Source organism: Allosphingosinicella deserti (genome assembly GCF_003012735.1).
Lineage (GTDB): Bacteria > Pseudomonadota > Alphaproteobacteria > Sphingomonadales > Sphingomonadaceae > Allosphingosinicella > Allosphingosinicella deserti.
In genome coordinates, this window is sequence record NZ_PXYI01000001.1 from 890,861 (window position 1) to 914,783 (window position 23,923).

The following is a 23,923-nucleotide window of genomic DNA, read 5'->3' on the forward strand; positions in this document are numbered from 1 at the left end:
CAGAAAGCGTCGGTGCTAGTGCACTTTGCAAAGGCTCGGGAGGACAGTTCATGGCAGCTGCGTCCGGCGACGATGTCGTCATTATCAAGAAATATGCGAACCGGCGCCTCTATGACACGGAAAGCTCCAGTTACATAACGCTCGAGCGGCTGGCCGAGATGGTCCGCCAAAAGCGCGAGTTCAAAGTCGTCGACGCCAAGACCGGAGAAGACATCACGCACGCGGTGCTCACCCAGATCATCATGGACGAGGAGGCGCGCGGCAAGACGATGCTGCCGGTCAACTTCCTGCGCCAGCTGATCGGGATGTATGGCGGGCAGATGCAGTCCCTGGTGCCGGAATATCTGGAGGCGTCGCTCGAGGCCTTTCAGCGCAACCAGGAACAGTTTCGCGACGCACTGGCCGGTGCCTTCACCGGCGGCCCGTTCGCCGAAATGGCCCGCCGCAACATGGAATTGTTCCAGAATGCGGCTGGACGTGCCGGCGTGACCCCGCCGACGAAGCCTGCCACTCCCTCCGCGGCGACCCCGCCGCCGGCCGACAACGAGATCGACCGTCTGAGGAACGAGCTGGCGGCGCTTCAGGCGAAGGTCGATAAGCTCGGCAAGTAAGAGAGTGTGACGGTGGCGTGCGCCCGAAGCCCGGGCTGCAGGCCTTGTCATGGTCTACGCATTCTCATCGGAGATCCCATGCGTCGAGTCGCTGCTCATGGTCTGCTCGTCCTGGTTGCGTCGGCATATGCCGGCCACCCTGCGGTCGCGCAGGGCCCGCCGGCGGTCATTGTCATCCATGCCGGCCAATTGCTTGATCGCCCGGGTCGTGCCGCGCGCGGCCCGGCGACGATCATCGTCAGCGAGGGCCGGATCAGGGAGATCAGGGACGGGCTGACGCCGCCGCCCGCCGGCGCGCGGCTGATCGACCTGTCGGACCGCTATGTTCTGCCCGGGCTGATCGACACGCACGTCCACCTCGAATCCGACGCCGGTGGGCTTGCCGCGCTCGTCGAAGACGTCAGCGATGAAGCGCCGGCCAAGACGCTTCGCGCCCTCGGCAATGCGAAAAAGACGATCGAGGCCGGGTTCACCACCGTGCGCAACCTCGGCGACGGCAGCGGCGCTGCGCTGGCGCTCCGTGACGCATCGGCGCGCGGCGATGTGCTGGCGCCCCGAATCGTCGATGCGGGGCGGTCGATCTCGACGACGTCCGGCCACATGGATTCGACGCTGAGCCTTGCCGAGGATCTCCACGGCGGCATCGTTCAGGACAATCTCTGCGACGGCGCGGATGCCTGTCGCCGCGCCGTCCGGCTCCAGATCCGCCGCGGCGCCGATGTGATCAAGATCGCGACGACTGGCGGGGTCAACAGCCGCATCGGCACGGGGCTCGGCGCCCAGATGTTCGACGACGAAGCCAAGGCGATCGTCGACACCGCACGCCTGTACGGAAAGAAGGTGGCCGTCCATGCCCATGGCGCAGACGGCATCAACCTGGCGCTGGCGGCCGGTGCAGCCTCGATCGAACACGGCACCATGCTCGACGACGAAAGCGTTCGCCTGTTCAAGCGCGGTGGCGCCTATCTGGTGCCGACCCTTTCGACGGTGAACGGCTATCTCGAGCGCCTTGCCGCGGATCCGAACGCCTATTCGGCTGAAGTGATGCCCAAGATCCAGTGGCGGATCGGGATCACCGGCAAGAATGTCGAGAAGGCCTATCCGGCCGGGGTCAAGATCGCCTTCGGCACCGATGCCGGCGTGTCGAAGCATGGCCGCAACGCCGACGAGTTCGAATTGCTGGTCAAGCACGGAATGCCTGCGGCGGAAGCCATCAAGGCGGCTACGGTCAACGCTGCAGACCTGCTGGGCCTCTCGGCCGAGATCGGCACGCTCGAGCCCGGCAAGCGCGCCGACCTGATCGCGGTGGCCGGCGATCCGCTGAGGGACGTCGCCGTTCTCAAGCAAGTCAGCTTCGTGATGAAGGACGGGCAGGTCGCCAAGCCCTGAATTTCCCCCCGGTCTCGCGACCGGGGGCAGGCCTCACCTCGGCTTGACGAACTTCAACGTCATGCGATCGCTCTCGCCGATGGCGGCGAAGCGGGCGCGGTCGGTGTCACCGCCACGATAGCTGGGGGGCAGCGACCAGACTCCGTTCGGGTGGTCCTTGGTGTCGCGCGGATTGGCGTTGATCTCCGACTGGTCGACCAGCTGGAACCCGGCCGCTTCGGCGAGGCGGCGGACGGTGGAGACCTTGACGTAGCCCGAGGCACGCTCCTGCGCCGGATCGGCACTTTCGGGCAGGCGGTGCTCGACCACGCCGAGCACGCCGCCCGGCTTCAGCATGGCGAACGCCTGGCGAAACGCCTCTTCGCCGACCGGCGGGTTGGCCATTAGCCAATTGTGCACGTTGCGGAAGGTGAGCACGACGTCGGCGCTGCCGTCCGGCACGCGCGCGTCGGACCCCTGCGCCGGGAAAGCGGCAAGGCGGATCTTGCCGTAGGTCGCCGGATCCTTGGCGGTGAGAGTGCGAACGCCGCCAAGCCCGCGCTCCGATGCCACCGCCCAATAGGAGCCCTGCTCCTTGAGCAGCGGGGCGAGAATCTCGGTATACCAGCCGCCGCCGGGCCAGATCTCGACGACTGTGTCGTCGGGCTCGACGCCGAAGAAGCCCAATGTCTCGCGCGGGTGGCGATATTGGTCGCGCGCGACGTTTGCCGGCGTGCGCGTTTCGGCCCCGATCGCCGCCGCGATCGACGTGTCGGCGTAAACAGAGACGGCCGCCGCCCGTTCGGCGCTCGCCGTCGGCCCGCATCCCGAAAGGAGGGTTCCTGCGGCGATTGCGGCGTATACAGTCTGGCGGATCATCAACCTCTCCCTATCTGGCGTCAGCAGGTTCATGACGGAAGGGATATGGTGGCGCAAGCAGGCACAAGGGCGGTTCGAGCCGGCGACAGAGCAAGGGCGGGCGTGTGACGTCCCTGGATTTCAGCGAACCGTCTACGTTCCTGTGGACCGCTGCGGGGCTCCTGTTCGCGCTCGCGGCCGTCGCGGCGCTCGCCGAGCATCGCCGGACCCGACGTCGGCATCTCGATCGTGTCGGCTGGGTGCCATGGAACCTCGTCCAGGTTCTCGCCTTCATGGGATCCGTGGTCGCGCTCGCTCTGGCGATCAAGGCGGGCTGACCTGGACTGCGGAGGACGAGGGACCCGATATTAAGCTGCCGAAGCAAGTGGTTGGCCGCCGCCGGTTCGACAACGAGCATCGGTTCGACTAGGGTTGCGCGATGTTCACGGAAAGGGTGGAGAAGACGTGATCCGGGACGTTGCCGAAGACGTCGCTGCAATCGCTGCGATCGACGCCATCCCATCCATCCTGGACGTGGTCTGCCGCGTCACCGGGTTGCGCTTCGCCGCGGTCGCCCGGGTGACAGAGAATAGCTGGACGGCCTGTGCCGTACGCGACGAGATCGACTTCGGCCTCGTGCCCGGCAGCGAACTCGAACTCGCTACCACGATCTGCAACGAGATTCGGCAGAGTGAACGCGCGGTGGTGATCGACCACGTCGCCGAGGATCCGCGTTTCCGTGATCACCCCACGCCAAAGATGTACGGCTTCCAAAGCTACATCTCGATGCCGATCGTGCAGAAGAACGGCGCCTTTTTCGGAACCCTGTGTGCAATCGATCCCGCGCCTGCGAAGCTCGATAAACCCGAAATCATCCAGACGTTCGAGCTGTTCGCCGATCTGATCGCCTTTCATCTCGACGGCCAGCAGCGGCTTTCGGCCAGCGAGGCCGCGCTGCTCGACGCGACCAAGGCCGCCGAGCTGCGCGACCAGTTCATCGCCGTGCTCGGCCACGATCTTCGCAACCCGCTTGCTTCGATCGAAGCCGGGACCCGATTGCTTGCCGACGCCAGGCTCGAAGCACGTCCGGCCAAGGTTCTCGGCCTGATGCAGGAAAGCTGCCGAAGGATGGCTCGGCTGATCGACGACGTGCTCGATTTCGCACGTGGGCGGCTCGGTGGCGGGGTGCCGCTCCGCCTGGTTGGGGACGGCGATCTCACCGGCGCGCTGGAGCAGGTGATCGCCGAGCTTCGTCCTGTCCATCCGAACCGCGAGGTTTTTGCCGATATCCGTCCGCCCGAGCTGATCATCTGCGATCCGCCGCGGCTCGCGCAGTTGCTTTCGAACCTGCTCGGCAATGCGTTGCGGCACGGCGATCCGGCGCAGCCGGTGTTCGTGACGGCGGCAAGCAAGGGAGGGCGCTTCGAGCTGAGTGTCGCCAATCGCGGCACGCCCATCGCGGAAGAGCGCATCCGGACCCTGTTCCAGCCGTTCAAACGCTCCGGCCCGGACGGCCGCAGCGAAGGCCTCGGCCTTGGCCTCTACATCGCGGCCGAGATCGCGGCGGCGCATGGCGGCGTGCTCGATGTCGTCTCCAACGAGGTCGAAACGCGTTTCACCTTCTCGATGGATGCAGAGAGCGGCCTTGACGAGGCGCGCGCCCGCGCGGAGTCGGTTTCCGTCTGAACCAGGAGCGGCGGCCTTACAGGCATGCCTCGAGATAAGGCTGGTCGAAGCCATATTGCTTGGCCTTTTCCAGCGTGTAGGGGCGCAGACCCATCGAGCGGTATTCGCCGATGATCTTGCCGTCCGCAGTTTCGTCCAGATACTCGAACTTGAACAGCTCCTGGGTGACGATGACGTCGCCTTCCATGCCGATCACTTCGGTGATGTTGGTGGTGCGGCGGGAGCCGTCGCGAAGGCGCTTCACCTGGACGATCAGATCCACCGAATCGGCGATCTGGCGGCTGATCGCCTCCTTCGGAACCTTGATGTCGCTCATCATCACCATGTTCTCCATACGCGCGAGGCATTCGCGCGGGGAGTTGGAGTGGAGCGTCGCCATCGAGCCGTCGTGGCCGGTGTTCATCGCAGCGAGGAGATCGAAACACTCGCTGCCGCGGATCTCGCCGAGGATGATCCGGTCGGGGCGCATACGAAGGGCGTTGATGACGAGATCACGGATGGTGATCGCGCCCTGACCTTCGAGGTTGGGCGGGCGTGTTTCGAGCGGCAGCCAGTGCGGCTGCTGCAGCCGGAGTTCGGCCGCGTCCTCGATGGTAATCACGCGCTCGCCCGGATCGATCAGCTTCGACAGCGCATTGAGCATCGTCGTCTTGCCCGAGCCGGTGCCGCCGGAGATGACGATGTTGAAGCGGCTGGCGCCGGCGATCTTGAGGCAGGTCGCCATCTTGTCCGACATCGAGCCGAAATTCTTCATCATGTCGACCGTGATCGGCTTTTCCGAGAATTTACGGATCGAGATTGCGGTGCCGCGAAGCGACAGCGGCGGCACGATGACGTTGACGCGGCTGCCGTCCTGGAGCCGGGCGTCGGCGAGGGGCGTGGTCTGATCGATGCGCCGGCCGACCTTGTTGACGATCCGCTGGGCGATCTGGAACAGATGTTCCTCGTCGCGAAACTGGATGTTGGCAATCTGCAGCTTGCCGCGTTTTTCGATGAAGGTCTGGTTCGGCCCGTTGACCATGATGTCGCTGATCTCGGGGTCGTTGAGCAGCTCTTCCAAGGGGCCGAGGCCGAGAAGCTCGTCGACCAGCACCTTTTCCAGCGCGAACTGCTCGCGGCGGTTCAGGTTTATCTTCAGCTCGGCGAGCACCTCGCCGATGATCGGCCGGAATTCCTCGGCAAGCTCGTCCTTGGACAGGGTCGCGGCGGCTTCGGGGTCGACTCGCTCGAGCAGGCGCGGGAGCACCTGCTCCTTGATGCGGTGGATCGAGGCTTCGAAGCCCTCGTTACGCGAGACCGGCGATTCGCTGACCGAGGCCATGCGCTCGGCAAGGCGGGACATCGCATCCGTGCCGCGATCGGGGACCCCGCCGGGAAGCACATCTTCCGACGCGAAATCCATCGTGTCGATCGGCGGAAACTGATCTCCGCCGATCGGGGGCGCCTCGGACGGAAGCGGAGCGGGGCCGCCGGGGCCTTTCATCGGCTTCGCCACGCCGAAAGCGGGCCTCAACCCGGACCCGCCACTACCGCCTCGCCTACCGAATGCACTCATATTGCGCGAACCCTGATCGAAGTAACACGTCCGAGGGTGGTGAATAGGCTGGAAACTTTGACAATTGCCTAACCGCAGGAGAAGGGGCGCCGTGGCTTCGACGACCTCCGCTCCCGCCCGTGCCTCCGCGCGAACCGCCCTCCTGATAGCGCTGTGTGGTTTCGCCAGCCTTTCATGTGGCGACGCGGTGGTGAAATCGATGGCGGGGGAGTGGCCTGCACCGGCGGTCTCGGCACTGCGCTACACGTTTGGAACCGCCGGGCTCGCGCTGCTGGTGACGCTGCGGCAAGGGCAAAGCGGTTTCGTGCTGCCGCGCCCCGCCTTGCAGTTCGGCCGAGGAGTCGCCGTGTCGGTGGCGACGCTCTGCTTCTTCGGCGGCGTGATGGTGATGCCGCTCGCCGACGCCACGGCGATCCAGTTCACCAGCCCGATCATGACCGCTTTGCTCGCGCCGCTCGTGCTTGGGGAGCGTACCACGCGGGCGACCTGGCTTGCGACCTTGCTCGCCTTTGTTGGCGTACTGGTCGTGCTCCGGCCCAATCTCTACGAACTCGGCGCGGTCGCCCTGTTCCCGATCGGCGCGGCCTTCGGAATGAGCTGGCTGATGATGTTCAACCGCAAGGCGGCCGGGGATGCTCCGATGCTGACCATGCAATTGCTTCTTGCCGCTATGGCCACGCCCTTGCTGATCGCCGCAGCCTTCCTGCTCGCACGATCCGGACTGGTGTCGATTCCGGCGCCGTCGCTTGCGGTGGTCGGCAAATGCCTGGCGGTCGCCTGTTTCGCGACGCTGGGGCACGCCTTGATCTTCGCTGCGGTCGAACGCGCCGATGCGTCGGTCGTCGCGCCGATGACCTATGTGCAATTGCTGGTCGCTGCGGCGCTCGGCTGGATCGCGTTCGGCGACGCGCCGGACGCGACCGGCTTCGGCGGCGCCGCCTTGATCATCGGCGGCGGCCTGCTGCTGTGGCGTGCGCAAAGAGTGAAGGACTTGGGCGAAGCGACGAGCTAGACTTTCGCGCTGGGGAAAGGAGTCGCTGGTGAAGGTGTTTCTTGCTCTTTCGCTGCTGGCCGCGGCGCCTGCGGACATAGCGGTTCCGGACCTCGGATGGATGTCTGGAAGCTGGTCTGCCGAAGCGGACGGTGTCTGGACCGAGGAGACCTGGTCGCGGCCGCGCGGAAACTTGCTGCTGGGCAGCGGTTCTAGCGGAACGGCTGAGATCGTCCGGAGCTTCGAGTTCATGCGGATCGCGCCGGATGCCGATGGGCGCCTGGTTTTCTGGGGCGCTCCGGGCGGCAAGCCTGCGATCGCCTTCCCGGGAGAGAGGTTCGGCGCCCGCGAGATCGTCTTCCTCAATCGGGATCACGATTATCCGCAGCGCATCGCCTACCGGCGCGACGGCGAGACGCTCGTCGCAACGACTTCGCTCGCCGACGGCAGCAAGGCGCAAAGCTGGCGCTACGCTCGCATCAAATGAAAAGGGCCGCGCTCCAGGGAGCGCGGCCCTCGTCGCGTTCGACGTAGCGGACGCTTATGCGGGCACCTCGGCGCGCTCGGCGAGCACCGTCAGGCCGCGGTCGCTGACTTCGGCGAAGCCGCCTTCGACCGGGATCCGCTCGGGCTCGGCGCCGGCGGTGCGGTAGATGGCGATATCGCCGTTGCGCAGCGTCGACATGAACGGCGCGTGCCCGGCGAGCACGCCGAATTCACCCTCGCTGCCGGGAACGACGACCATGTAGACGTCGTCGCTGCGGACGAGGCGCTCTGGCGTGACGAGTTCGAAGTGGAGATCGGCCATGGTTTTTTCCTTACCTCCTCTCCCCTTTAGGGGAGAGGTCGGGAGAGGGGGAGTCTCCGAACCCGCAGTGCGAGCGACTCTTCCCCCTCTCCCCGACCCTCTCCCCTGAAGGGGAGAGGGAGTGACAATTACGCGGCTTCCGCAGCCAGTTTCTGGGCCTTGGCAACCGCTTCCTCGATGCCGCCGACCATGTAGAAGGCCGCTTCCGGAAGGTGGTCATATTCGCCGTCGATCACCGCCTTGAACGAGCGGACCGTGTCCTCGACCTGCACGAACTTGCCGGGGATGCCGGTGAACACTTCGGCGACGTGGAAGGGCTGCGAGAGGAAGCGCTGGATCTTGCGGGCCCGGCTGACGACCAGCTTATCCTCTTCCGAGAGCTCGTCCATGCCGAGGATGGCGATGATGTCCTGAAGCGACTTGTAGCGCTGCAGGATCTCCTGGACGGCGCGCGCGGTCTCGTAATGCTCCTGGCCGACGGTGCGGGGCTCGAGCACGCGGCTGGTCGAATCGAGCGGATCGACGGCCGGGTAGATGCCGAGTTCGGAGATGGCGCGCGACAGAACGGTGGTCGCGTCCAAGTGGGCGAAGGACGTCGCAGGCGCCGGATCGGTAAGATCGTCGGCCGGCACGTAGATCGCCTGCACCGAGGTGATCGACCCCTTGTTGGTGGAGGTGATGCGCTCCTGCAGCTGGCCCATGTCGGTCGACAGGGTCGGCTGATAGCCCACCGCCGAAGGGATGCGGCCGAGCAGTGCCGACACTTCCGAGCCGGCCTGGGTGAAGCGGAAGATGTTGTCGACGAAGAACAGCACGTCCTGGCCTTCCTGATCGCGGAAATATTCCGCGATGGTGAGGCCCGAAAGCGCAACGCGGGCACGGGCTCCCGGCGGCTCGTTCATCTGGCCGAACACCAGGGCGACCTTGGAGCCCTCCGGGGTCGGCTTGCCGTTCGCGTCCTTGGCGATGACGTTGGCGTCGAGAAACTCGTGATAGAGATCGTTGCCCTCGCGGGTGCGCTCGCCGACGCCGGCGAACACCGAGGTGCCGCCATGGCCCTTGGCGATGTTGTTGATCAGCTCCTGGATGAGCACGGTCTTGCCGACGCCGGCGCCGCCGAACAGGCCGATCTTGCCGCCCTTGGCGTAAGGCGCCAGCAGGTCGATGACCTTGATGCCGGTGACCAGGATGGCGTTGTCCGTCGACTGGTCGACGAACAACGGCGCCTCCGCGTGGATCGGCGCGGTCGTCTCGGCATTGATCGGGCCCTGCTCGTCGATCGGCTCGCCGATCACGTTCATGATCCGTCCGAGGGTCATCGGCCCTACGGGCACGCGAATCTGGTCGCCGGTGTCACGGACCGGCTGGCCGCGGGTGAGACCGTCGGTCGAATCCATCGCGATGGTGCGGACCGTGTTTTCGCCGAGATGCTGGGCGACCTCGAGGACGAGGCGGCTGCCGTTATTCTCGGTTTCGAGCGCCGAGAGGATCTCCGGCAGTTCGCCGTCGAAGGTCACGTCGACGACGGCGCCGATGACCTGGCTGATGCGGCCGGTGTGGGTGGTGGCGTTTGCGGCGGTGGCCATGGCTTCTTTCCTTGCCTCTTTAAGGTCTTAGAGCGCTTCGGCGCCCGAGATGATTTCGACGAGCTCGGTGGTGATCGCTGCCTGACGAGTCCGGTTATACTGGATTGTCAGACGATTGATCATGTCGCCGGCATTGCGGGTGGCGTTGTCCATCGCGGCCATGCGGCTGCCCTGCTCGGACGCCGCATTCTCCAACAAGGCACGGAAGATCTGCACGGCGACGTTGCGCGGCAGCAAGGCGGCGAGGATATCCTCCTCCTCCGGCTCATATTCCACGGCCGCTTCGACGCCGCTCGCGACGGCGCCGCTGCTCTCCGGCATTGACACCGGGATGATCTGCTGACTGACCGGATCCTGCACCAGGGCCGATCGGAAGTGGGCGTAGAACAGATGGGCGACGTCGAACTGGCCCGCCTCGTAGCGCTGGGTCAGATCCTCGGCGATCTCCTGCGCGTCGGCGAAGCGCACCTGCTTGATCGCGCCGGTATCGTGCTGATGGACGATCTGCTTGGGGAACAAGCGCCCGATCACCGCGCGACCCTTGCGGCCGACGAGGTAGAAATGGACGGTCTTACCCTCCCGGATCAGATCGTCGGCCTTCTTGCGGGCGGCGCGAACGATGTTGGTGTTGAACGCGCCGGCAAGACCGCGATCGGAGGTGCAGACGACGAGCAGATGGGTCTGCTCGGCGCCGGTGCCGGCGATCAGCTTCGGGCTTTGCGGCCCCACCACCACCTTCGACGCGAGGCTCGCCATCACGGCTTCCATGCGCTCGGCATAGGGACGGCCGGCCTCGGCCGCCTGCTGCGCCCGGCGCAGCTTGGCGGCGGCGACCATCTTCATCGCCTTGGTGATCTTCTGCGTCGACTTGACCGACGCGATCCGGCCTTTGAGCGTCTTGAGGCTGGCCATTCTGTTCCTGCTTCTATTCCGTCATCCCGGCGAAAGCTGGGATCTCAGTGCTAACCCACGAGGAGGTCCCAGCTTTCGCTGGGACGACGATCCCATGGTTCAGGCGAAGGTCTTGGCGAAATCGCCGATCAGCGTCTTGAGCTGGCCGGTGGTCTCGTCGTCGAGCGCCTTGGTGTCACGGATCTTGCCGAGCACTTCGGGATGCTCGGAGCGGAAGAAGGCGAGCAGGGCGCTTTCGAACCGGGTGACGGCGTTGACCGGCACCGTGTCGATGAAGCCGTTGACGCCAGCGAAGATCGAGACGACCTGCTCTTCGACCGGCATCGGCTTGAACTGCGGCTGCTTGAGCAGCTCGGTCAGGCGCGCGCCGCGGTTGAGCAGGCGCTGGGTCGAGGCGTCGAGATCCGAGCCGAACTGGGCGAAGGCCGCCATCTCGCGATATTGGGCGAGCTCGAGCTTGATCGAGCCGGCGACCTTCTTCATCGCCTTGGTCTGCGCGGCGGAGCCGACGCGGCTGACCGAGAGGCCGACGTTGATGGCCGGACGGATGCCCTGGTAGAAGAGTTCGGTCTCGAGGAAGATCTGGCCGTCGGTGATCGAGATCACGTTGGTCGGAATGTAGGCCGACACGTCGCCTGCCTGGGTCTCGATGATCGGAAGCGCGGTCAGCGAGCCCGAGCCATTGGCCTCGTTCATCTTCGCGGCGCGCTCGAGCAGGCGCGAGTGGAGATAGAAGACGTCGCCCGGATAGGCTTCGCGGCCCGGCGGGCGGCGCAGCAGCAGCGACATCTGACGGTAGGCGACCGCCTGTTTGGACAGATCGTCATAGACGATCACGGCGTGCATGCCGTTGTCGCGGAAATACTCGCCCATCGTGCAGCCGGTATAGGGCGCGAGGAACTGAAGCGGCGCCGGCTCGGACGCGGTGGCCGCGACGACGATGGAATATTCCATCGCGCCATTCTCTTCGAGCGCGCGAACGATCTGGGCGACGGTCGAGCGCTTCTGGCCGATCGCGACGTAGATGCAGTAGAGCTTCTGGCTCTCGTCATCGCCCTGGTTGGCGGCGCGCTGGTTGATGAATGTGTCGAGCGCGACGGCTGACTTGCCGGTCTGGCGATCGCCGATGATCAGTTCGCGCTGGCCGCGGCCGACCGGAACCAGTGCGTCGAGCGCCTTGAGGCCGGTCTGGACCGGCTCGTGCACCGACTTGCGCGGGATGATGCCCGGCGCCTTCACTTCGACGCGGCGGCGTTCGACCGAATCGATCGGGCCCTTGCCGTCGATCGGGTTGCCGAGACCGTCCACGACGCGGCCGAGCAGACCCTTGCCGACCGGAACGTCGACGATGGTGCCGGTGCGGCGGACGGTGTCGCCCTCACGGATTTCGGAGTCGGAGCCGAAGATCACGACGCCGACATTATCGGCTTCGAGGTTCAACGCCATGCCCTTGATGCCGTTGGCGAACTCGACCATTTCGCCGGCCTGGACGTTGTCGAGGCCGTAGACGCGGGCGATGCCGTCGCCGACCGACAGCACGGTGCCGACTTCGGAAACTTCGGCCTCGGTGCCGAAGCTGGCGATCTGGTCGCGGATGACCTTGGAAATTTCAGCGGCGCGGATGTCCATTATCAGCCTTTCATCGAAGCCGTTGCGGGCTTTCAGCCCTTCATTGCGTGGGCGAGGGTGTTGAGTTTTGTGCGGATGGAATCGTCGATCATCTGTGATCCGACCTTGACGACGAGGCCGCCGAGAATGGCGGGATCCACGGTGAGATCGACATTGACGTCGCGGCCCAGCCGGGTCTTGAGATTGCTCTTCAGCGCAGCGATCTGATCGTCGTTCAGCGGATGTGCCGACTTGACCTCCGCCGTGGTCTCGCCGCGGTGACGGGCGGCGAGAAGGTTGAACGCGCGGATGACGTCGCCGAGCTGCCCCAGGCGCCGGTTCTGCGCCAGTACGCCGAGGAAATTCGACGTGATCGGATCGAGGCCCATCGACGCGGCGGTCGCGCGGATCGCCTTCACCGTATCGTCGCGGCCGATCAGAGGGCTGGTGGTCAGCGCCTGCAGATCTGACGAATCGCGAAGCGCATCGCGCACGGCGTTGAGGCTCGTGCCGACCGCTTCGAGCTGCCGTTCGTCACGGGCCAGTTCGAACAATGCGGTCGCATAACGCCCCGCGAGACTTGCCTGAATGCCGCCGGAATTCTCCACGCGCGCTCCACCCTCCAGAATCGAAACTATGAAGCCTCTACGCTCCCCCCGGCGGAGGGTGCAGCCTCATAAAGCCCATGCAAAAAGGGGGCTTGCGAACCAAGCCCCGACGGGTTGCGCGCGCCCTAGCAGGGGCGTTTCTGGGATGCAAGGCGCCGAACGGCTTCTAAAGGCTTGGCTTTGAAAGCAAGGGCCGGGGTGTGGCGCCCGCTCGACGGACGTATATCGGGATCATGGAACAGATGGAAATCAGAAAGGCACCGCTGGATGCCGACACGGTGGCCGTAGACTCCGACACTGCGTGGGCGGCGGTGATCGCCCGCGACAAGGCGGCCGATGGACGCTTCGTCACCGGGGTGCTGACCACCGGTATCTATTGCCGGCCGTCCTGCGCGGCGCGTCACCCCAAGCGCGAGAATGTTCGCTTCTTCGCTAGCGGCGCCGAAGCGGCCGCAAGCGGCCTGCGCGCGTGCCTGCGCTGCCGCCCGGACGACGTCAGTCGGGAAGCGGCGGCGCTGCGGAAGGCACTGCGGTTGATCGAGACGGCAGAGACGCCGCCGTCGCTGGAGGCGCTGGCGGACGCTGCGGGCTATTCCCCGTTCCATTTCCACCGATTGTTCAAACGCGCGACCGGGGTGACGCCGGCCGCCTACGCACGCGGCAGGAGAGCAAGGACGATGACCGAAGCACTGGCAGACGGCGCAAGCATTACCGAGGCGATGTATGATGCCGGCTATTCCGGGCCCGGGCGATTCTATGCGGAAGCCAAGGATCGGCTGGGCATGACCCCGTCCGCCTGGCGCGACGGCGGCCGCGGGGAGACCATCCGCTGGGCAAAGGCGGAGACGTCGCTCGGCATAATGATGGTGGCGGCAACGGCGAAGGGCATCTGCAGCCTCACCTTCGATCAGGAGGAGGCCGATCTTCGCGCGCGATTCCCGCATGCGACGATCGAGGAGGGCGGCGACGCGATGGCGGGACTCGTCGAGCGCACCGTCGCTGCCGTCGAAGCCCCGGCGCGGCCGCACGATCTGCCGCTCGACGTACGCGGTACGGCGTTCCAGGAAGCGGTGTGGCGCGAGCTCTCCCGGATCCCTCCAGGCGAGAGTCTGAGCTATGCGGCGCTCGCCGCCCGCGCCGGCAAGCCTGGCGCCGCGCGGGCTGCCGGCACGGCCTGCGGATCGAACAAGGTCGCGATCCTGATACCCTGCCACCGTGCCCAGCGCGGCGACGGCTCACCCGGCGGCTATGCCTGGGGGCTGGAGCGCAAGGCTAGCCTGCTCGAAAAGGAGCGCAGCGCCTGAGCCGCGTCCGGTTCAGTCGGCCGGCCCGCACTGGTAGACGAGACGCTCGTTGGGGAGTTGGGGCAGGCTTGACCGGATCGTGTCCTGACGGTCGCCGAGGATCGCCCGCGATTCCTCGTCGGCGGAGCAGGCCTTGATGTTGATCCCCTCGCGCAGGCGGCGCACCTCGGCCATTGCTTCCTGGCTCATCAGGTAGCGAGTCACGACATATTCGCTGCGTGAAGGCGTATATTCGAGCACGGAGACGGTCGCTTCGCCGTTCGGGACCAGGATCCGGCGCCAGACATTACCGGCCCGGGCATATTGGGTGCGGCCGTTCATGCAGCCACCGGGTGCCCAGTCGAGCGCAACGTCGTCGGTCGAGGAGACCGTGACCCGGCTTCGGTTCTCGACCAGCTTGCAGACGCTCTTGCCCGTCGCTTCCGAAATGCCGGCCTTGGCATCGCTGGTCTCGATCGCGGCATCGGGCCGAATGTGGAGATCGTCGCGCGCTGGCCGCGAGAGGAAGGCGAAGGTCGCGCCGACGAGCAGCAGCGCCCCGCCGCCGACGAACAGCATCGCGGGCCGCATCCGGTCCTTATACGCCATCAGCCCGGCGCCGCCGAAGGCCGCGAGGCTGAGCACGCCGAGTACGATCGCGAACGCGAGACGGTTTTCCCGCAAATCCTCGTTTTCGGCCTGCGCCTTGGCGAGAGCGGCCTGCTCGGCCTTGTCGCGGGCCCGCGTCTCGATTGCTTCGGCGCGCGCCTTCTCCTGCTCTTCGCGGCTGCGTTCGGCGTTCAGCCGGTCCTCCATGCTGACGCAGGGGCTGGTGACTGCGGAGAAAGGCTGCTTGGCGCCGCGCAGGAAGGTCGCGACCTCGCTGTTGGCGATCGCGAAGCCGAACGGCGCGTCACCCTCCTCGCCGCGGGTGATGAAGGTGTTGACCCCGACGATGCGGCCGCACGTGTCGAGCAGCGGCCCACCGCTGTTGCCGCGGGCAATGTTGGCGGTGTGGAGCAGCGCGCGGATGCCGTCGACCTGGCGATCGTTCGAGTAATTTCCGGCCGAGCGCGTCGGCGCCTGCGGCGTGATATAATCATTGGCCGATTGGGCGGTGGCAAGATCGACATTGCCGGGATAGCCGAGCGCGACGACGTTGCCGCCCTCGGCGAAGGGCCCCATGTAAAGCGCCGCCGGCGGAAGGCTGCCTTCGGTCAGCTCGAGCAGGGCGAGATCGTGCGCCGCATCATAGGCAACGAGGCGCGCGCCGTAGGACTTGCTACCTTCCGAGGGGACCACGCCGACCGCGACATTCTCCGGATTCTCCGCGGCGAGGGCGACGACATGGGCGTTGGTGACGACCCGGTTGCCCGACACCGCGAAGCCGCTGCCATGGCCGAACCCGACCACTTCCTCGCCGTCGACGGCGATTACGACGACCCGGACGACGCTCCGCGCGGACGCCGAGATGTCGTCGGCGCGCGCAGGGGATGCGGCACCGAACACGAGCGCCAGCTGCGCGGCGAAGAAGAGCAGGATTCGAGCCATGGCGTTCCCGGGGTCGTTGGACTGGCTCCCTTAAGCCAGATCGAGCCCTCAGAGGAAGCTGTAAGGATCGACGTCGACGGCGACACGCACGCCGCGCGGCCATTCGAGCTTGCCAAGCCAGTCGCGGATAACGTCCTGGACGTCGAGGCTGCGGGCGGCGTGGACGAGCAGGCGCTGCCGGTGGCGGCCGCGCAACATCGCCAACGGCGCGGGAGCGGGACCGAACACCGCCATGTTCTCGACGTTTGGCGCGGTCCGGCCGATCAGTCGCGCGGTCTCGGTTGCTTCGGCGAGATCCTCCGACGAGACGATGATCCCCGCCAGCCGGCCGAAGGGCGGCATCGCCGCCTCGCGTCGGGCCTCCGTCTCGGCCGCGTAGAAGCTTTCCTCGTCGCCGCTGACCAGAGCGCTGATCACCGGCGCGCCGGGCTCGTGGGTCTGGACGAGGACGCGGCCAGGCTTCTCGCCGCGGCCGGCGCGGCCCGCCACCTGGGCGATCTGCTGGAAGCTGCGCTCGGCGGCGCGCAAGTCACCGCCGGACAGGCCGAGATCGGCATCGATCACGCCGACGAGCGTGAGATTGGGGAAATGATAGCCCTTGGTAACGAGCTGGGTGCCGACGACGATGTCGATCGCACCGGCTTCCATCCGCGCGACGAATTCCGCCGCCTTGGCCGGCGACCAGATCGTGTCCGAGGTGACGATCGCGGTGCGCGCCTCGGGGAACAGTGCCTTGACCTCATCCGCGATCCGCTCGACGCCCGGCCCGACCGGCACGAGGCTGTCCGGCTCCTTGCATTCCGGGCAGAATTCGGGCGGCGGCATGACATGGCCGCAATGGTGGCACGCAAGCCGCGAGACGAGGCGATGCTCGACCATCCAGGCGGTGCAATTGGGGCATTGGAAGCGATGCCCGCAATGACGGCAGAGGGTCAGCGGCGCGTAGCCGCGACGGTTCAGGAACAGCAGGGCCTGCTCGCCGCGCTCCAGCGTCTCCTTGATCTCGGTGACCAGGCGCGGGGCGATCCAGCGCCCGCGCGGCGGCGGCTCGGCGATAAGATCGATCGCCTCGATGTCCGGAAGCTCGGCGGCACCGTAGCGGCCGGGCAGCCGCACTTCCTTGTAAACCCCGATCTCCGCCATCTGCCGGGTTTCGATCGCCGGTGTCGCCGAGGCGAGCACGACCGGGATCCGTTCGAGCTTGGCGCGCATCACCGCGACGTCGCGGGCATGATATTGGACGCCGTCTTCCTGCTTGAAGCTGGTTTCGTGCGCCTCGTCGACAACGATCAGGCCAAGGTCGCGATAAGGCAGGAACAGCGACGAGCGCGCGCCGACAACGACCTTGGCGTCGCCGGTGGAGATCGCGCGCCAGGCACGGCGGCGCTGCGACTGGCGCAGCCCCGAATGCCAGGCGACGGGCTCATGGCCGAAGCGCGCGGCGAAGCGCTTGAGGAAAGGTTCGGTCAAGGCGATCTCAGGAAGCAGCACCAGGGTCTGGCGACCGCGGCGGAGCGCCTCGGCGATTGCTTCGAAATAGACCTCGGTCTTGCCCGATCCGGTGACGCCGTGGAGTACGAAGGGCGCGAAATCCGGCGTTCGGACCGCCTCCACGAAGATGTCGGCGGCCTCGCGCTGGACGGCCTCGAGCGCCGGCGGCGCATGATCGGGATCGGGAGTGGGGAAGGGATCGTCGACCGAGACTTCCACCGCCTCGATCGCGCCCGTCTTGATCAAACCGCGGATCACCGCGTCTGAGACGTCGGCGGCCATGGCGAGCTCGCGGCACAGGCCCTGGCGCTCGCCGATCCGTTCCAGCGCCTGCTCGCGCTGCGGCGTCAATCGTTCGGGGACGAGGCCGGTGGCGCGATATTCGGTGACGGTGCGCCCGCCTTCCAGCGCCGAGGCGGAAGCGAGCGCCATGCGCAGCACCGCCGCGGTCGGCGCCAGATAATAATCCGCGGTCCACTCGATCAGGCGGCGCAGCGGTGCCGCGAGAGGCGGCAGATCGTAGGCCTGGACCAGTGGACGCAGGCGATTGTCGCCGACGCTCTCCGCCGCCAGCCGGTCGGCCTCCCAGACGACGCCGGTCAACTGCCGCGGACCGAGCGGCGCGAGCACGATCGAGCCCGGCTCCACCTCCATGCCGTAGGGCACACGGTAGTCGAGCGGCCCCAGGGCCTGGTTGAGGAGAAGGACACGGACGCGGCTCATCGGCTCCCGCCATATGGCCATTGCAGGCCTTTGGGAAAGAGGCGCGCGGTGCCGCTGCGTGCGGGATGCAACGCGGGCGCATGGCGAGTCGTTAGCCCTGCGTTCCAACGGAGTATCGCCCATGGACCAGTTGCTTTCCCGACGGCGCCTGCTCTCGGCAGGGCTGTCGCTTCCGTTCGTCGCGCTCGCCGGTTGCGCCGGCGGGCTGCCGGCCTTCGGATTCGAGGACGCCATCCGGCGCCTGCTCACCCTGTCTTCGCAGCGTGCATTTGCGCAATTGCTCACCGGTGAAGGATTCTTCCGCGACGAGGTCGCGCGGGTGCAGCTGCCGGCCGAGTTCGGCGGCAGCCGGGTCACCAGCGCGCTGGCGCTCGCGCTCGGCACGTCGGCGGTGCAGGATCGCCTGCTGCGTCTTGTCAACGACGCCGCCTCCGAAGCAGCCGATGCGGCCGCGCCGATCGTCTATCAGTCGATCCGCACCATGAGCATCGCCGACGCCGTGTCGATCGTGCGCGGAGGTCCCACCGCCGCGACCGACCTGCTCGAGCGAGCCATGGGCGACGCGATCGTCGACGCGATGTTTCCGGAGGTGGGGCAGGCGCTGCGGATTGCCGACAGCGGGATCGTCAACCGCGTTCTTCGGGTGGCGACCGGCATTGATTTCGCCGGTCTGCAGACGGACGTCTCGCGGAAAGCGGCGGCTGGGATCTACCGGGCGATCGGCCGCGAGGAAGCGGCGATCCGCGCCAACCCCAGTTCGGCCGGCGATCCGGTGCTGACAGGGGTGTTCGGGCTGCTGCGATAGGATTGCCGGCGACATGCGCCAGACGCTTGCCGGCGAGGCGCTCAGGCGTTGAGGCCGGCATCCACGGTGAGCACCGATCTGATGGCCAACCTGGCTGCCGGGCCGGCGAGGAAGGCGACGGCGCCGGGAACGTCGTCCGGAGTGCCGTAGCGACCGAGCGCAGTCAGGCTCGCACCATGTCGGAATGCTCGCCATCGGCAGGGTTCATGTCGGCATCGATCGGCCCCGGCTGAACAAGGTTCACTGTAACCTCGGCAAGCCCGAGCTCGGTCGTTCGCGCCTGCCCCGCCTCAGTCGGATCCGAAGCGTGTCGCCCGGGCGGACAATTCCGCGCCATTGCTCCTCGCCAGCGCGCCATAAAGATCCGGCCGCCGGCCGCGCATCCAGCGGCGACCGCTGCTTGTCGGGACGAGATCGAGATCGAGATCGGCGACGACCATGTCGTCCCCGATCGCATCGGATTCCTCCACCACATCCCCATAGGGATCGAGGATCATGGCGTGTCCGGTCCTGACCTCGTCCATGTCCCGGCCGACGCCGTTGCTGAAGACGACGAAATAGCCATTGTCGTGTGCACGCGCCGGCAGCCAGCGCATCAGCCAGCCGCGGCCGCTGGGGCCAGCGAAGGCGCGCTTCAATGCTTCCGGCTCCGTCTCCCTTCGCTCCCACAATTCGAGCGGGATCGGCTTCATGCCTCTCGGGCTGAGCGAGTTGGTGCCGCCGGTCTGGTGGGGGGCAAGCAGGACTTCGACGCCCTCCAGACCGCAGGCACGGGCATTCTCGACGAGATTGTTATCCCAGCAGATCAGGATGCCCATCCGCACGCCCCAAGGCGTGTCGAAGATTGTGTAGCGCTCTCCGGACGAAATCAGCGGATGCTCGAAGGCGTGAAGCTTGCGATGGGTGTGGCCGCTGCCATCGGGCATGCACAGGCGCCACGCATTGTAGAGCCGGCCGTCGTCGCCAATCTCCAGCCAGCCGGCGCCGATGGCGATGCCGAGTCGCTGTGCGAGCGCCGACACGGAGGTGATGCTCGGTCCGCCAACCGGCTCGGCAAGGGCGTAGAGCGCCCGGCGATCGAGGCCGGGCACGTGCCAATAGCCGCTGATGCACATCTCCGGCATGCAGGCGAGCTGCGCGCCCGCGGCGGCTGCCCGGACGGCGAAATCCTCGATGCGGGACAGGTTGAATGCCTTGTCTCCGGCGCGATGCTGGAACTGGACGGTGGCGCTTCTGATGGTTCGCGACATATCGATGCTCCTTTTGCAAGTCTGTGCCACTCCGACCTGCCAAAACTCCAATGAAAATATCGGTCGTCCTTGATAACCAGGAGGAATGGACACGGAACGCCTGCGCGCCTTCGTAGCGCTCGCCGAACACGGCCATTTCGCCCGTGCGGCACACCGCCTCAACATCACCCAACCAGGATTGACCAAGCGCATCCATGCCCTCGAAGCGGAGCTTGGCGGCGCCCTGTTCGATCGGCAACGGCAGCCTGCCGGGGTGACGCCGCTCGGTCGGCTGCTGCTTCCGCAAGCCAGGCGCATCCTCAGCGATATCGATGCCTTGGTGGACGATGCGCGGCGGGCTGCTGCGGGAGAGATTGGCAGCCTCGCCATCGGCTTCGGCCTGTAGACGATCTCGATCGCGCCGCGCCTGATCGCACGCTTCCGCGCCGATCATCCGAATGTCGGCGTAACGATGAACGATTTCTCCTCGCACGAGCAGGTCGAGCTGCTGCGCCGCGATGCGCTCGATCTCGGCTTCGTACGATTGCCCGTGCCCGCGGAGTTCGAGGCATTGCCGCTGGCCAGCGACCAGCTTGCCATTGCCAGTCCTGCGCGAATCGAAATCCGGGCCGGCGGCGACCCGGTCCAGGCGCTTGCGGATCACGACTTCGTGGCGCTTCGTGACGGACGTGGACCGGGGCTCTCGGCCCAGATCCGCGACTGGTGCCGGGCATCGGATTTCCATCCCAAGATCGTCCAGGAAGCCGACGATATCCAGACCGTGCTGGCGTTGGTCGCGGCCGGCCTGGGCTGCGCGATCGTGCCGGCGAGTTCATCGGCATTGCTTCCGGGCCGCCTGACGCTGACACCGATTGCGGGCGAAGCGGCGCGGTGGACGGTGGGGGCGGTGTGGAAGTCGAGCCGCAATTTCGGCGCGCTCGCCGGGCTGGTCCGAATCCTTCGCGCGGCCGAGGAGGCGGAAACTTGACTGGTATTCTGCCCGACCGAAGGTCAGGCCGAGAATATCCGTTCTCAGCGACCCTTCAAGCTGCGGCTCATGCTCTTCGGCAGTACGATGACGGACGCTCGGTAGATGCCGCCGCGCATCAATGGGCTCACATCGACCATGATCTCCGCATCGTCCGTATTCCAGCTCACCGACTGGCGGGACAGGAAGGGCGTCGCCGGCTTGAGCGAGGGACCGAACCGCGCCACCAGCAATTGCTCCAGCTTTGCCTTGTTGGCGGCGCTGCCGACGATGCCGTACGTGCTGCAGGTCCTGGCGCTGTCCCCGGATCTTGGAACGACGATCTGGAGATCGCCCGAGGGCCGGGCAAAATATTGTGCATCGGGGGCACCGTCCGGCGCCGTACCCGCGACGCTTTCCCATCCGCGCTGATGCAGTGCGGCGGGAGCAATGATATGGCCGTGAACCAGGGCGGCGCAAGTGACGATCGCATCCGCCACCTGCTGCGGGGTCACGGGCGCAAGGCCGGCGAGTGGATGGAGTTGCCGTGCGATGCCGCCGGACGGCGGCGGGGATCGGTCGGGCAGAGGGGCGGCGGCTGGCTCGGGCAATGCCGCGGACGCGTTTTCCGATCGTGCCGCGGGCGCAGCCTCGGCGGCGAGCGCTTGCTCGAAGTCGTCGATTGCGCCGGCACCCTTCTCCTGAGCACAAACAGCATTCGACAGCGAGATCAAGAGCGCGGGCAGGGCGACGATCTTCGCTCTTGCAACTCTGGTAGAGATATCCGGACGTTTCATCGGGATCCTTGCGGATGACTGGAGAGGTCCGCTCGAGCCGTCCAGGATCTTGCGTCCTGGCCGTTCCGCTGTTCCATGGATACGAACAGGCAGGGTTATCGGACCCGGCAGCGGCAAGGCGTCTGCTGGATAAGCGGTCGCAAGCCGTCCGGTGCGCAGGCGTGAAACACCCGTGAAATGGTGCTCCTGCACGCCTCAGCTTCAGAGGAGGCAGAACGTCGGGCTCCGCCTTGGCGCGCCGCGTTCGCGACGCAGCCGACACGACCGGACCGGGCCTCCACAATCTACATCAATCGCCGCCCGACCGAGGCCGCGCCATCGTGTGATGCGGAGCGAACGGCAGTCGGTGACGTCACTTGGGTCGGCCGCTATAACCGGCGGCCGTTCGAAGCGCATCGCCGTCCATCACGTAACCGTCGCTCACCACGGTGACGACGCGGCGAAGTGCGCCCAGCTCCCGCGAGGGATCACCGTCGACCAGCACCATGTCCGCCTCCTTGCCCACGGCGATCGAGCCGGTGCGCTTGTCGGCCCCGACCACCCTGGCCGGGAGGATGGTGGCGCTCTGGAGCGCTTCGGCGGGCGTGAAGCCGGCCTGCTGATAGATTTCCAGTTCGCGGATCAGTTCGACCCCCCAGCCGTCGGTGCCGGCGACGATCGGCACGCCGGCCTTGTGCAACTTGCCGACCAGCCCGACCATCTTCGCATAGCTCTTGCGGTAATCGTCGCGGGTATAGCCATCGACCAGCGGGTAGCCGCCGCTGGTGAAGACGGAGCGTTCGATGACCGGCGAGATGATCCCCATATAGGGGGCATAAGCCGGGTGGGGGGTGCCGCCATCCTGGGTCAGAAAGCCTTCGAAGATGACGATGGTCGGGTCGACGATCGTCTTGCGGCGGGCAAGATCGGCGATGAAGCCGGTCATCAGCGGGCCGTCGAGATCGACATCCTTGAACAGGCGCGCCGGCCCTTCCATCCGCTGCCGCGTATTGGCCTTGTCGACGACCTCCTTGGGCATCGCTTCCATCACGACGAAGTTCAAATGGGTGAGTTCGTCATAGCCGGCGGCAACGGCTTCGCTGGGTTTCATCGTCGCTGGGACGTGGCCATGGACGTGCAGCCCGAGCCGGTGGGCCTCCGCCGCCGCCGGAGCGATCCAGGCGGGATTCATCGAGGTGTAGAATTTGACGCCCCACAGGCCGGCAGCCTTTATCCGCCGCACCGCCGCGATCGCTTCGGCCTCGCTGGAGACGACCTCGGCGCCCTGCGCCGCCAGCGGATCCTTCTTGTCGATGATCGCGGAGATGAACGGCTCGCCCATCAGAAGCGCGCCGCTGGCCCGGCGTTTGGTGGCATCGACGGCGCGGTCGAACGTCGTTCCCGGGCTGCGGAAGCTGGTCATCCCGTTGGCGACGTTCGAGAGGACGCTCCAATCGTCGCCGATATGCATGTGGCTGTCCCAGATGCCGGGAACCAGGGTCTTGCCGCTGCCGTCGATGACGCGTGCTCCGGCGGGGGCTTTCAGCGATCCGGCCGGGCCGATAGCGGCGATCTTGCCGTCTTTGGCCAAGACCGCCCGGTCCGCGATGAAGACACCCTTGTCGGCGTCGAACAGCCGGACCTTGTTGAACAGCACGGGGGCGCGCGCGCCCGGAGCGAGGAAACGCTGCGCAATCGCCTTCACCTCGGATGCGGTGGCGGCATCCTGTGCGTCGCGAAGCGGCTTGAGGGCCCCCTCATAGCCGGCCGGAAGCGTCGAGATGAAGCTGACCTCTCCAAAATAGCTTCGATCCGCGTTCAGCCAGACGGGGATGGGCGAGGGCAGAATGCCGCGGATGAATGCGAGCTGGACCGTCTTCGGGCCAGCGGCACCTTGTATGGTCAGCGTCTGCCCAAAGCTCATGCGTCCCTTGCCGCTCGGCAGGAAGCCGATTCCGGCCTCACCGGCGCGGGCGAGCTGCTCGATCATCGGTGCGCCGGCGATCGAGATGCCGCCCGCCGGGATATACCAGCCGCCCGCAGGCGCGCTGCCGCTGTCGGTTGCGGTTTTCCACCGCGCGCGGCCGTTCTCGATCCGGAACTCCTCCGCCGCGTCGCCGGTCATGGTCACGCCGCGCACGACCGTCGCCTGGACCGTTCCGTCGGCGGCAAATGTCGTCACCTGATCCATCTCGGTGATCCAGCCGCGAAGCTCCTGGGACCAGCGATAGGCGGTGCGCCCGTCGGGCAGCCGCCAGCGCCACTGATCGCCATGCTTCCCTGCCTCGGAGACGACGACATAGTGAACGGCGTCGGCGGGCGGCTTGAGCAATTGCTCCTTCGGGACCGGAACCGAGGCCGCAGCGGGCGCCTGCGTCTCGTGCGCTTGAACGGCGAGCGGCGACACGGCCGCGATCAATGCGGCGACGAGAATGGAGCGCATAGGAAATCTCCCCGGAGTGTGCATCGGCAGGGTGACAAGTGTGGGCAGCAAAGGCAACCGGCTC

At 66.5% G+C, this 23,923-nt stretch carries 22 protein-coding genes; 10 read left to right on the forward strand and 12 right to left on the reverse strand.

Annotated elements, in window-relative coordinates:
- The first annotated feature begins 50 nt into the window (after positions 1 to 50).
- Positions 51 to 611 carry a polyhydroxyalkanoate synthesis repressor PhaR gene (phaR, locus tag C7I55_RS04105; RefSeq protein ID WP_106511562.1) on the forward strand — a complete coding sequence of 187 codons (561 nt, stop codon included), beginning with the start codon at positions 51 to 53 and terminating at the stop codon, positions 609 to 611.
- A 78-nt stretch (positions 612 to 689) separates the two neighbouring features.
- Positions 690 to 2,000: a metal-dependent hydrolase family protein gene (locus C7I55_RS04110; protein WP_106511563.1), complete on the forward strand. Its 1,311-nt coding sequence runs from the start codon at positions 690 to 692 to the stop codon at positions 1,998 to 2,000.
- A 33-nt stretch (positions 2,001 to 2,033) separates the two neighbouring features.
- Here the strand turns inward: C7I55_RS04110 and C7I55_RS04115 are convergent, their stop codons facing one another.
- Complete coding sequence (locus tag C7I55_RS04115) at positions 2,034 to 2,858, reverse strand: class I SAM-dependent methyltransferase (protein ID WP_106511564.1); 825 nt, start codon at positions 2,856 to 2,858, stop codon at positions 2,034 to 2,036.
- 104 nt (positions 2,859 to 2,962) lie between these two features.
- Between C7I55_RS04115 and C7I55_RS04120 the strand changes: the two genes are divergently transcribed.
- Complete coding sequence (locus C7I55_RS04120) at positions 2,963 to 3,175, forward strand: hypothetical protein (RefSeq protein WP_106511565.1); 213 nt, start codon at positions 2,963 to 2,965, stop codon at positions 3,173 to 3,175.
- Between the two features lie 127 nt (positions 3,176 to 3,302).
- A complete protein-coding gene (locus C7I55_RS04125) occupies positions 3,303 to 4,523 on the forward strand; it encodes a GAF domain-containing sensor histidine kinase (RefSeq protein ID WP_106511566.1) in 1,221 nt (406 codons plus the stop codon).
- 16 nt (positions 4,524 to 4,539) lie between these two features.
- Here the strand turns inward: C7I55_RS04125 and C7I55_RS04130 are convergent, their stop codons facing one another.
- On the reverse strand, positions 4,540 to 6,078 hold the full coding sequence (locus tag C7I55_RS04130) for a CpaF family protein (protein WP_106511567.1): 1,539 nt from the start codon (positions 6,076 to 6,078) through the stop codon (positions 4,540 to 4,542).
- Between the two features lie 91 nt (positions 6,079 to 6,169).
- Between C7I55_RS04130 and C7I55_RS04135 the strand changes: the two genes are divergently transcribed.
- Both C7I55_RS04135 and C7I55_RS04140 read left to right on the forward strand, forming a co-directional pair.
- On the forward strand, positions 6,170 to 7,090 hold the full coding sequence (locus C7I55_RS04135; RefSeq protein ID WP_106511568.1) for a DMT family transporter: 921 nt from the start codon (positions 6,170 to 6,172) through the stop codon (positions 7,088 to 7,090).
- A gap of 28 nt (positions 7,091 to 7,118) precedes the next feature.
- A complete protein-coding gene (locus C7I55_RS04140) occupies positions 7,119 to 7,556 on the forward strand; it encodes a DUF6265 family protein (RefSeq protein WP_233222029.1) in 438 nt (145 codons plus the stop codon).
- Between the two features lie 54 nt (positions 7,557 to 7,610).
- Here C7I55_RS04140 and C7I55_RS04145 read toward each other — a convergent pair whose 3' ends face one another.
- From C7I55_RS04145 to C7I55_RS04165, 5 genes are all read right to left on the reverse strand, one after another.
- Positions 7,611 to 7,877: an ATP synthase F1 subunit epsilon gene (locus C7I55_RS04145; protein ID WP_106511569.1), complete on the reverse strand. Its 267-nt coding sequence runs from the start codon at positions 7,875 to 7,877 to the stop codon at positions 7,611 to 7,613.
- 128 nt (positions 7,878 to 8,005) lie between these two features.
- Positions 8,006 to 9,463 carry a F0F1 ATP synthase subunit beta gene (gene atpD / locus C7I55_RS04150; RefSeq protein ID WP_106511570.1) on the reverse strand — a complete coding sequence of 486 codons (1,458 nt, stop codon included), beginning with the start codon at positions 9,461 to 9,463 and terminating at the stop codon, positions 8,006 to 8,008.
- 27 nt (positions 9,464 to 9,490) lie between these two features.
- Positions 9,491 to 10,375: a F0F1 ATP synthase subunit gamma gene (locus C7I55_RS04155; protein WP_106511571.1), complete on the reverse strand. Its 885-nt coding sequence runs from the start codon at positions 10,373 to 10,375 to the stop codon at positions 9,491 to 9,493.
- A 99-nt stretch (positions 10,376 to 10,474) separates the two neighbouring features.
- On the reverse strand, positions 10,475 to 12,004 hold the full coding sequence (atpA, locus tag C7I55_RS04160) for a F0F1 ATP synthase subunit alpha (RefSeq protein WP_106511572.1): 1,530 nt from the start codon (positions 12,002 to 12,004) through the stop codon (positions 10,475 to 10,477).
- 32 nt (positions 12,005 to 12,036) lie between these two features.
- A complete protein-coding gene (locus C7I55_RS04165; protein ID WP_106511573.1) occupies positions 12,037 to 12,591 on the reverse strand; it encodes a F0F1 ATP synthase subunit delta in 555 nt (184 codons plus the stop codon).
- A 242-nt stretch (positions 12,592 to 12,833) separates the two neighbouring features.
- Here C7I55_RS04165 and ada point away from each other — a divergent pair, with 242 nt between their 5' ends.
- Entirely contained in the window at positions 12,834 to 13,895 is a 1,062-nt protein-coding gene (ada, locus tag C7I55_RS04170) for a bifunctional DNA-binding transcriptional regulator/O6-methylguanine-DNA methyltransferase Ada (RefSeq protein ID WP_233222030.1), read from the forward strand.
- Positions 13,896 to 13,907: 12 nt separating this feature from the next.
- Here ada and C7I55_RS04175 read toward each other — a convergent pair whose 3' ends face one another.
- Together C7I55_RS04175 and C7I55_RS04180 are read right to left on the reverse strand one after the other, a co-directional pair.
- Positions 13,908 to 15,425 carry a S1 family peptidase gene (locus C7I55_RS04175; RefSeq protein WP_106511575.1) on the reverse strand — a complete coding sequence of 506 codons (1,518 nt, stop codon included), beginning with the start codon at positions 15,423 to 15,425 and terminating at the stop codon, positions 13,908 to 13,910.
- A gap of 48 nt (positions 15,426 to 15,473) precedes the next feature.
- Positions 15,474 to 17,639 (reverse strand): primosomal protein N', encoded by a 2,166-nt coding sequence (locus tag C7I55_RS04180; RefSeq protein ID WP_106511576.1) that lies wholly within the window; start codon positions 17,637 to 17,639, stop codon positions 15,474 to 15,476.
- A gap of 121 nt (positions 17,640 to 17,760) precedes the next feature.
- Here C7I55_RS04180 and C7I55_RS04185 point away from each other — a divergent pair, with 121 nt between their 5' ends.
- Positions 17,761 to 18,444, forward strand: coding sequence for a DUF4197 domain-containing protein (locus C7I55_RS04185; RefSeq protein WP_158266282.1), 684 nt, complete (start codon positions 17,761 to 17,763; stop codon positions 18,442 to 18,444).
- Positions 18,445 to 18,734: 290 nt separating this feature from the next.
- On the opposite strand, the gene C7I55_RS04190 is transcribed toward C7I55_RS04185, so the two are convergent.
- Positions 18,735 to 19,694, reverse strand: coding sequence for a nitrilase-related carbon-nitrogen hydrolase (locus C7I55_RS04190; RefSeq protein ID WP_106511578.1), 960 nt, complete (start codon positions 19,692 to 19,694; stop codon positions 18,735 to 18,737).
- 85 nt (positions 19,695 to 19,779) lie between these two features.
- On the opposite strand from C7I55_RS04190, the gene C7I55_RS04195 reads away from it, so the two are divergent.
- Together C7I55_RS04195 and C7I55_RS04200 are read left to right on the forward strand one after the other, a co-directional pair.
- Complete coding sequence (locus C7I55_RS04195) at positions 19,780 to 20,079, forward strand: LysR family transcriptional regulator (protein WP_106511579.1); 300 nt, start codon at positions 19,780 to 19,782, stop codon at positions 20,077 to 20,079.
- A gap of 9 nt (positions 20,080 to 20,088) precedes the next feature.
- Positions 20,089 to 20,661: a LysR family substrate-binding domain-containing protein gene (locus tag C7I55_RS04200; RefSeq protein WP_332888407.1), complete on the forward strand. Its 573-nt coding sequence runs from the start codon at positions 20,089 to 20,091 to the stop codon at positions 20,659 to 20,661.
- Positions 20,662 to 20,705: 44 nt separating this feature from the next.
- Here the strand turns inward: C7I55_RS04200 and C7I55_RS04205 are convergent, their stop codons facing one another.
- Both C7I55_RS04205 and C7I55_RS04210 read right to left on the reverse strand, forming a co-directional pair.
- Entirely contained in the window at positions 20,706 to 21,437 is a 732-nt protein-coding gene (locus C7I55_RS04205) for a hypothetical protein (RefSeq protein WP_106511581.1), read from the reverse strand.
- Between the two features lie 352 nt (positions 21,438 to 21,789).
- On the reverse strand, positions 21,790 to 23,859 hold the full coding sequence (locus C7I55_RS04210) for an amidohydrolase family protein (RefSeq protein ID WP_106511582.1): 2,070 nt from the start codon (positions 23,857 to 23,859) through the stop codon (positions 21,790 to 21,792).
- Positions 23,860 to 23,923 lie beyond the last annotated feature (64 nt).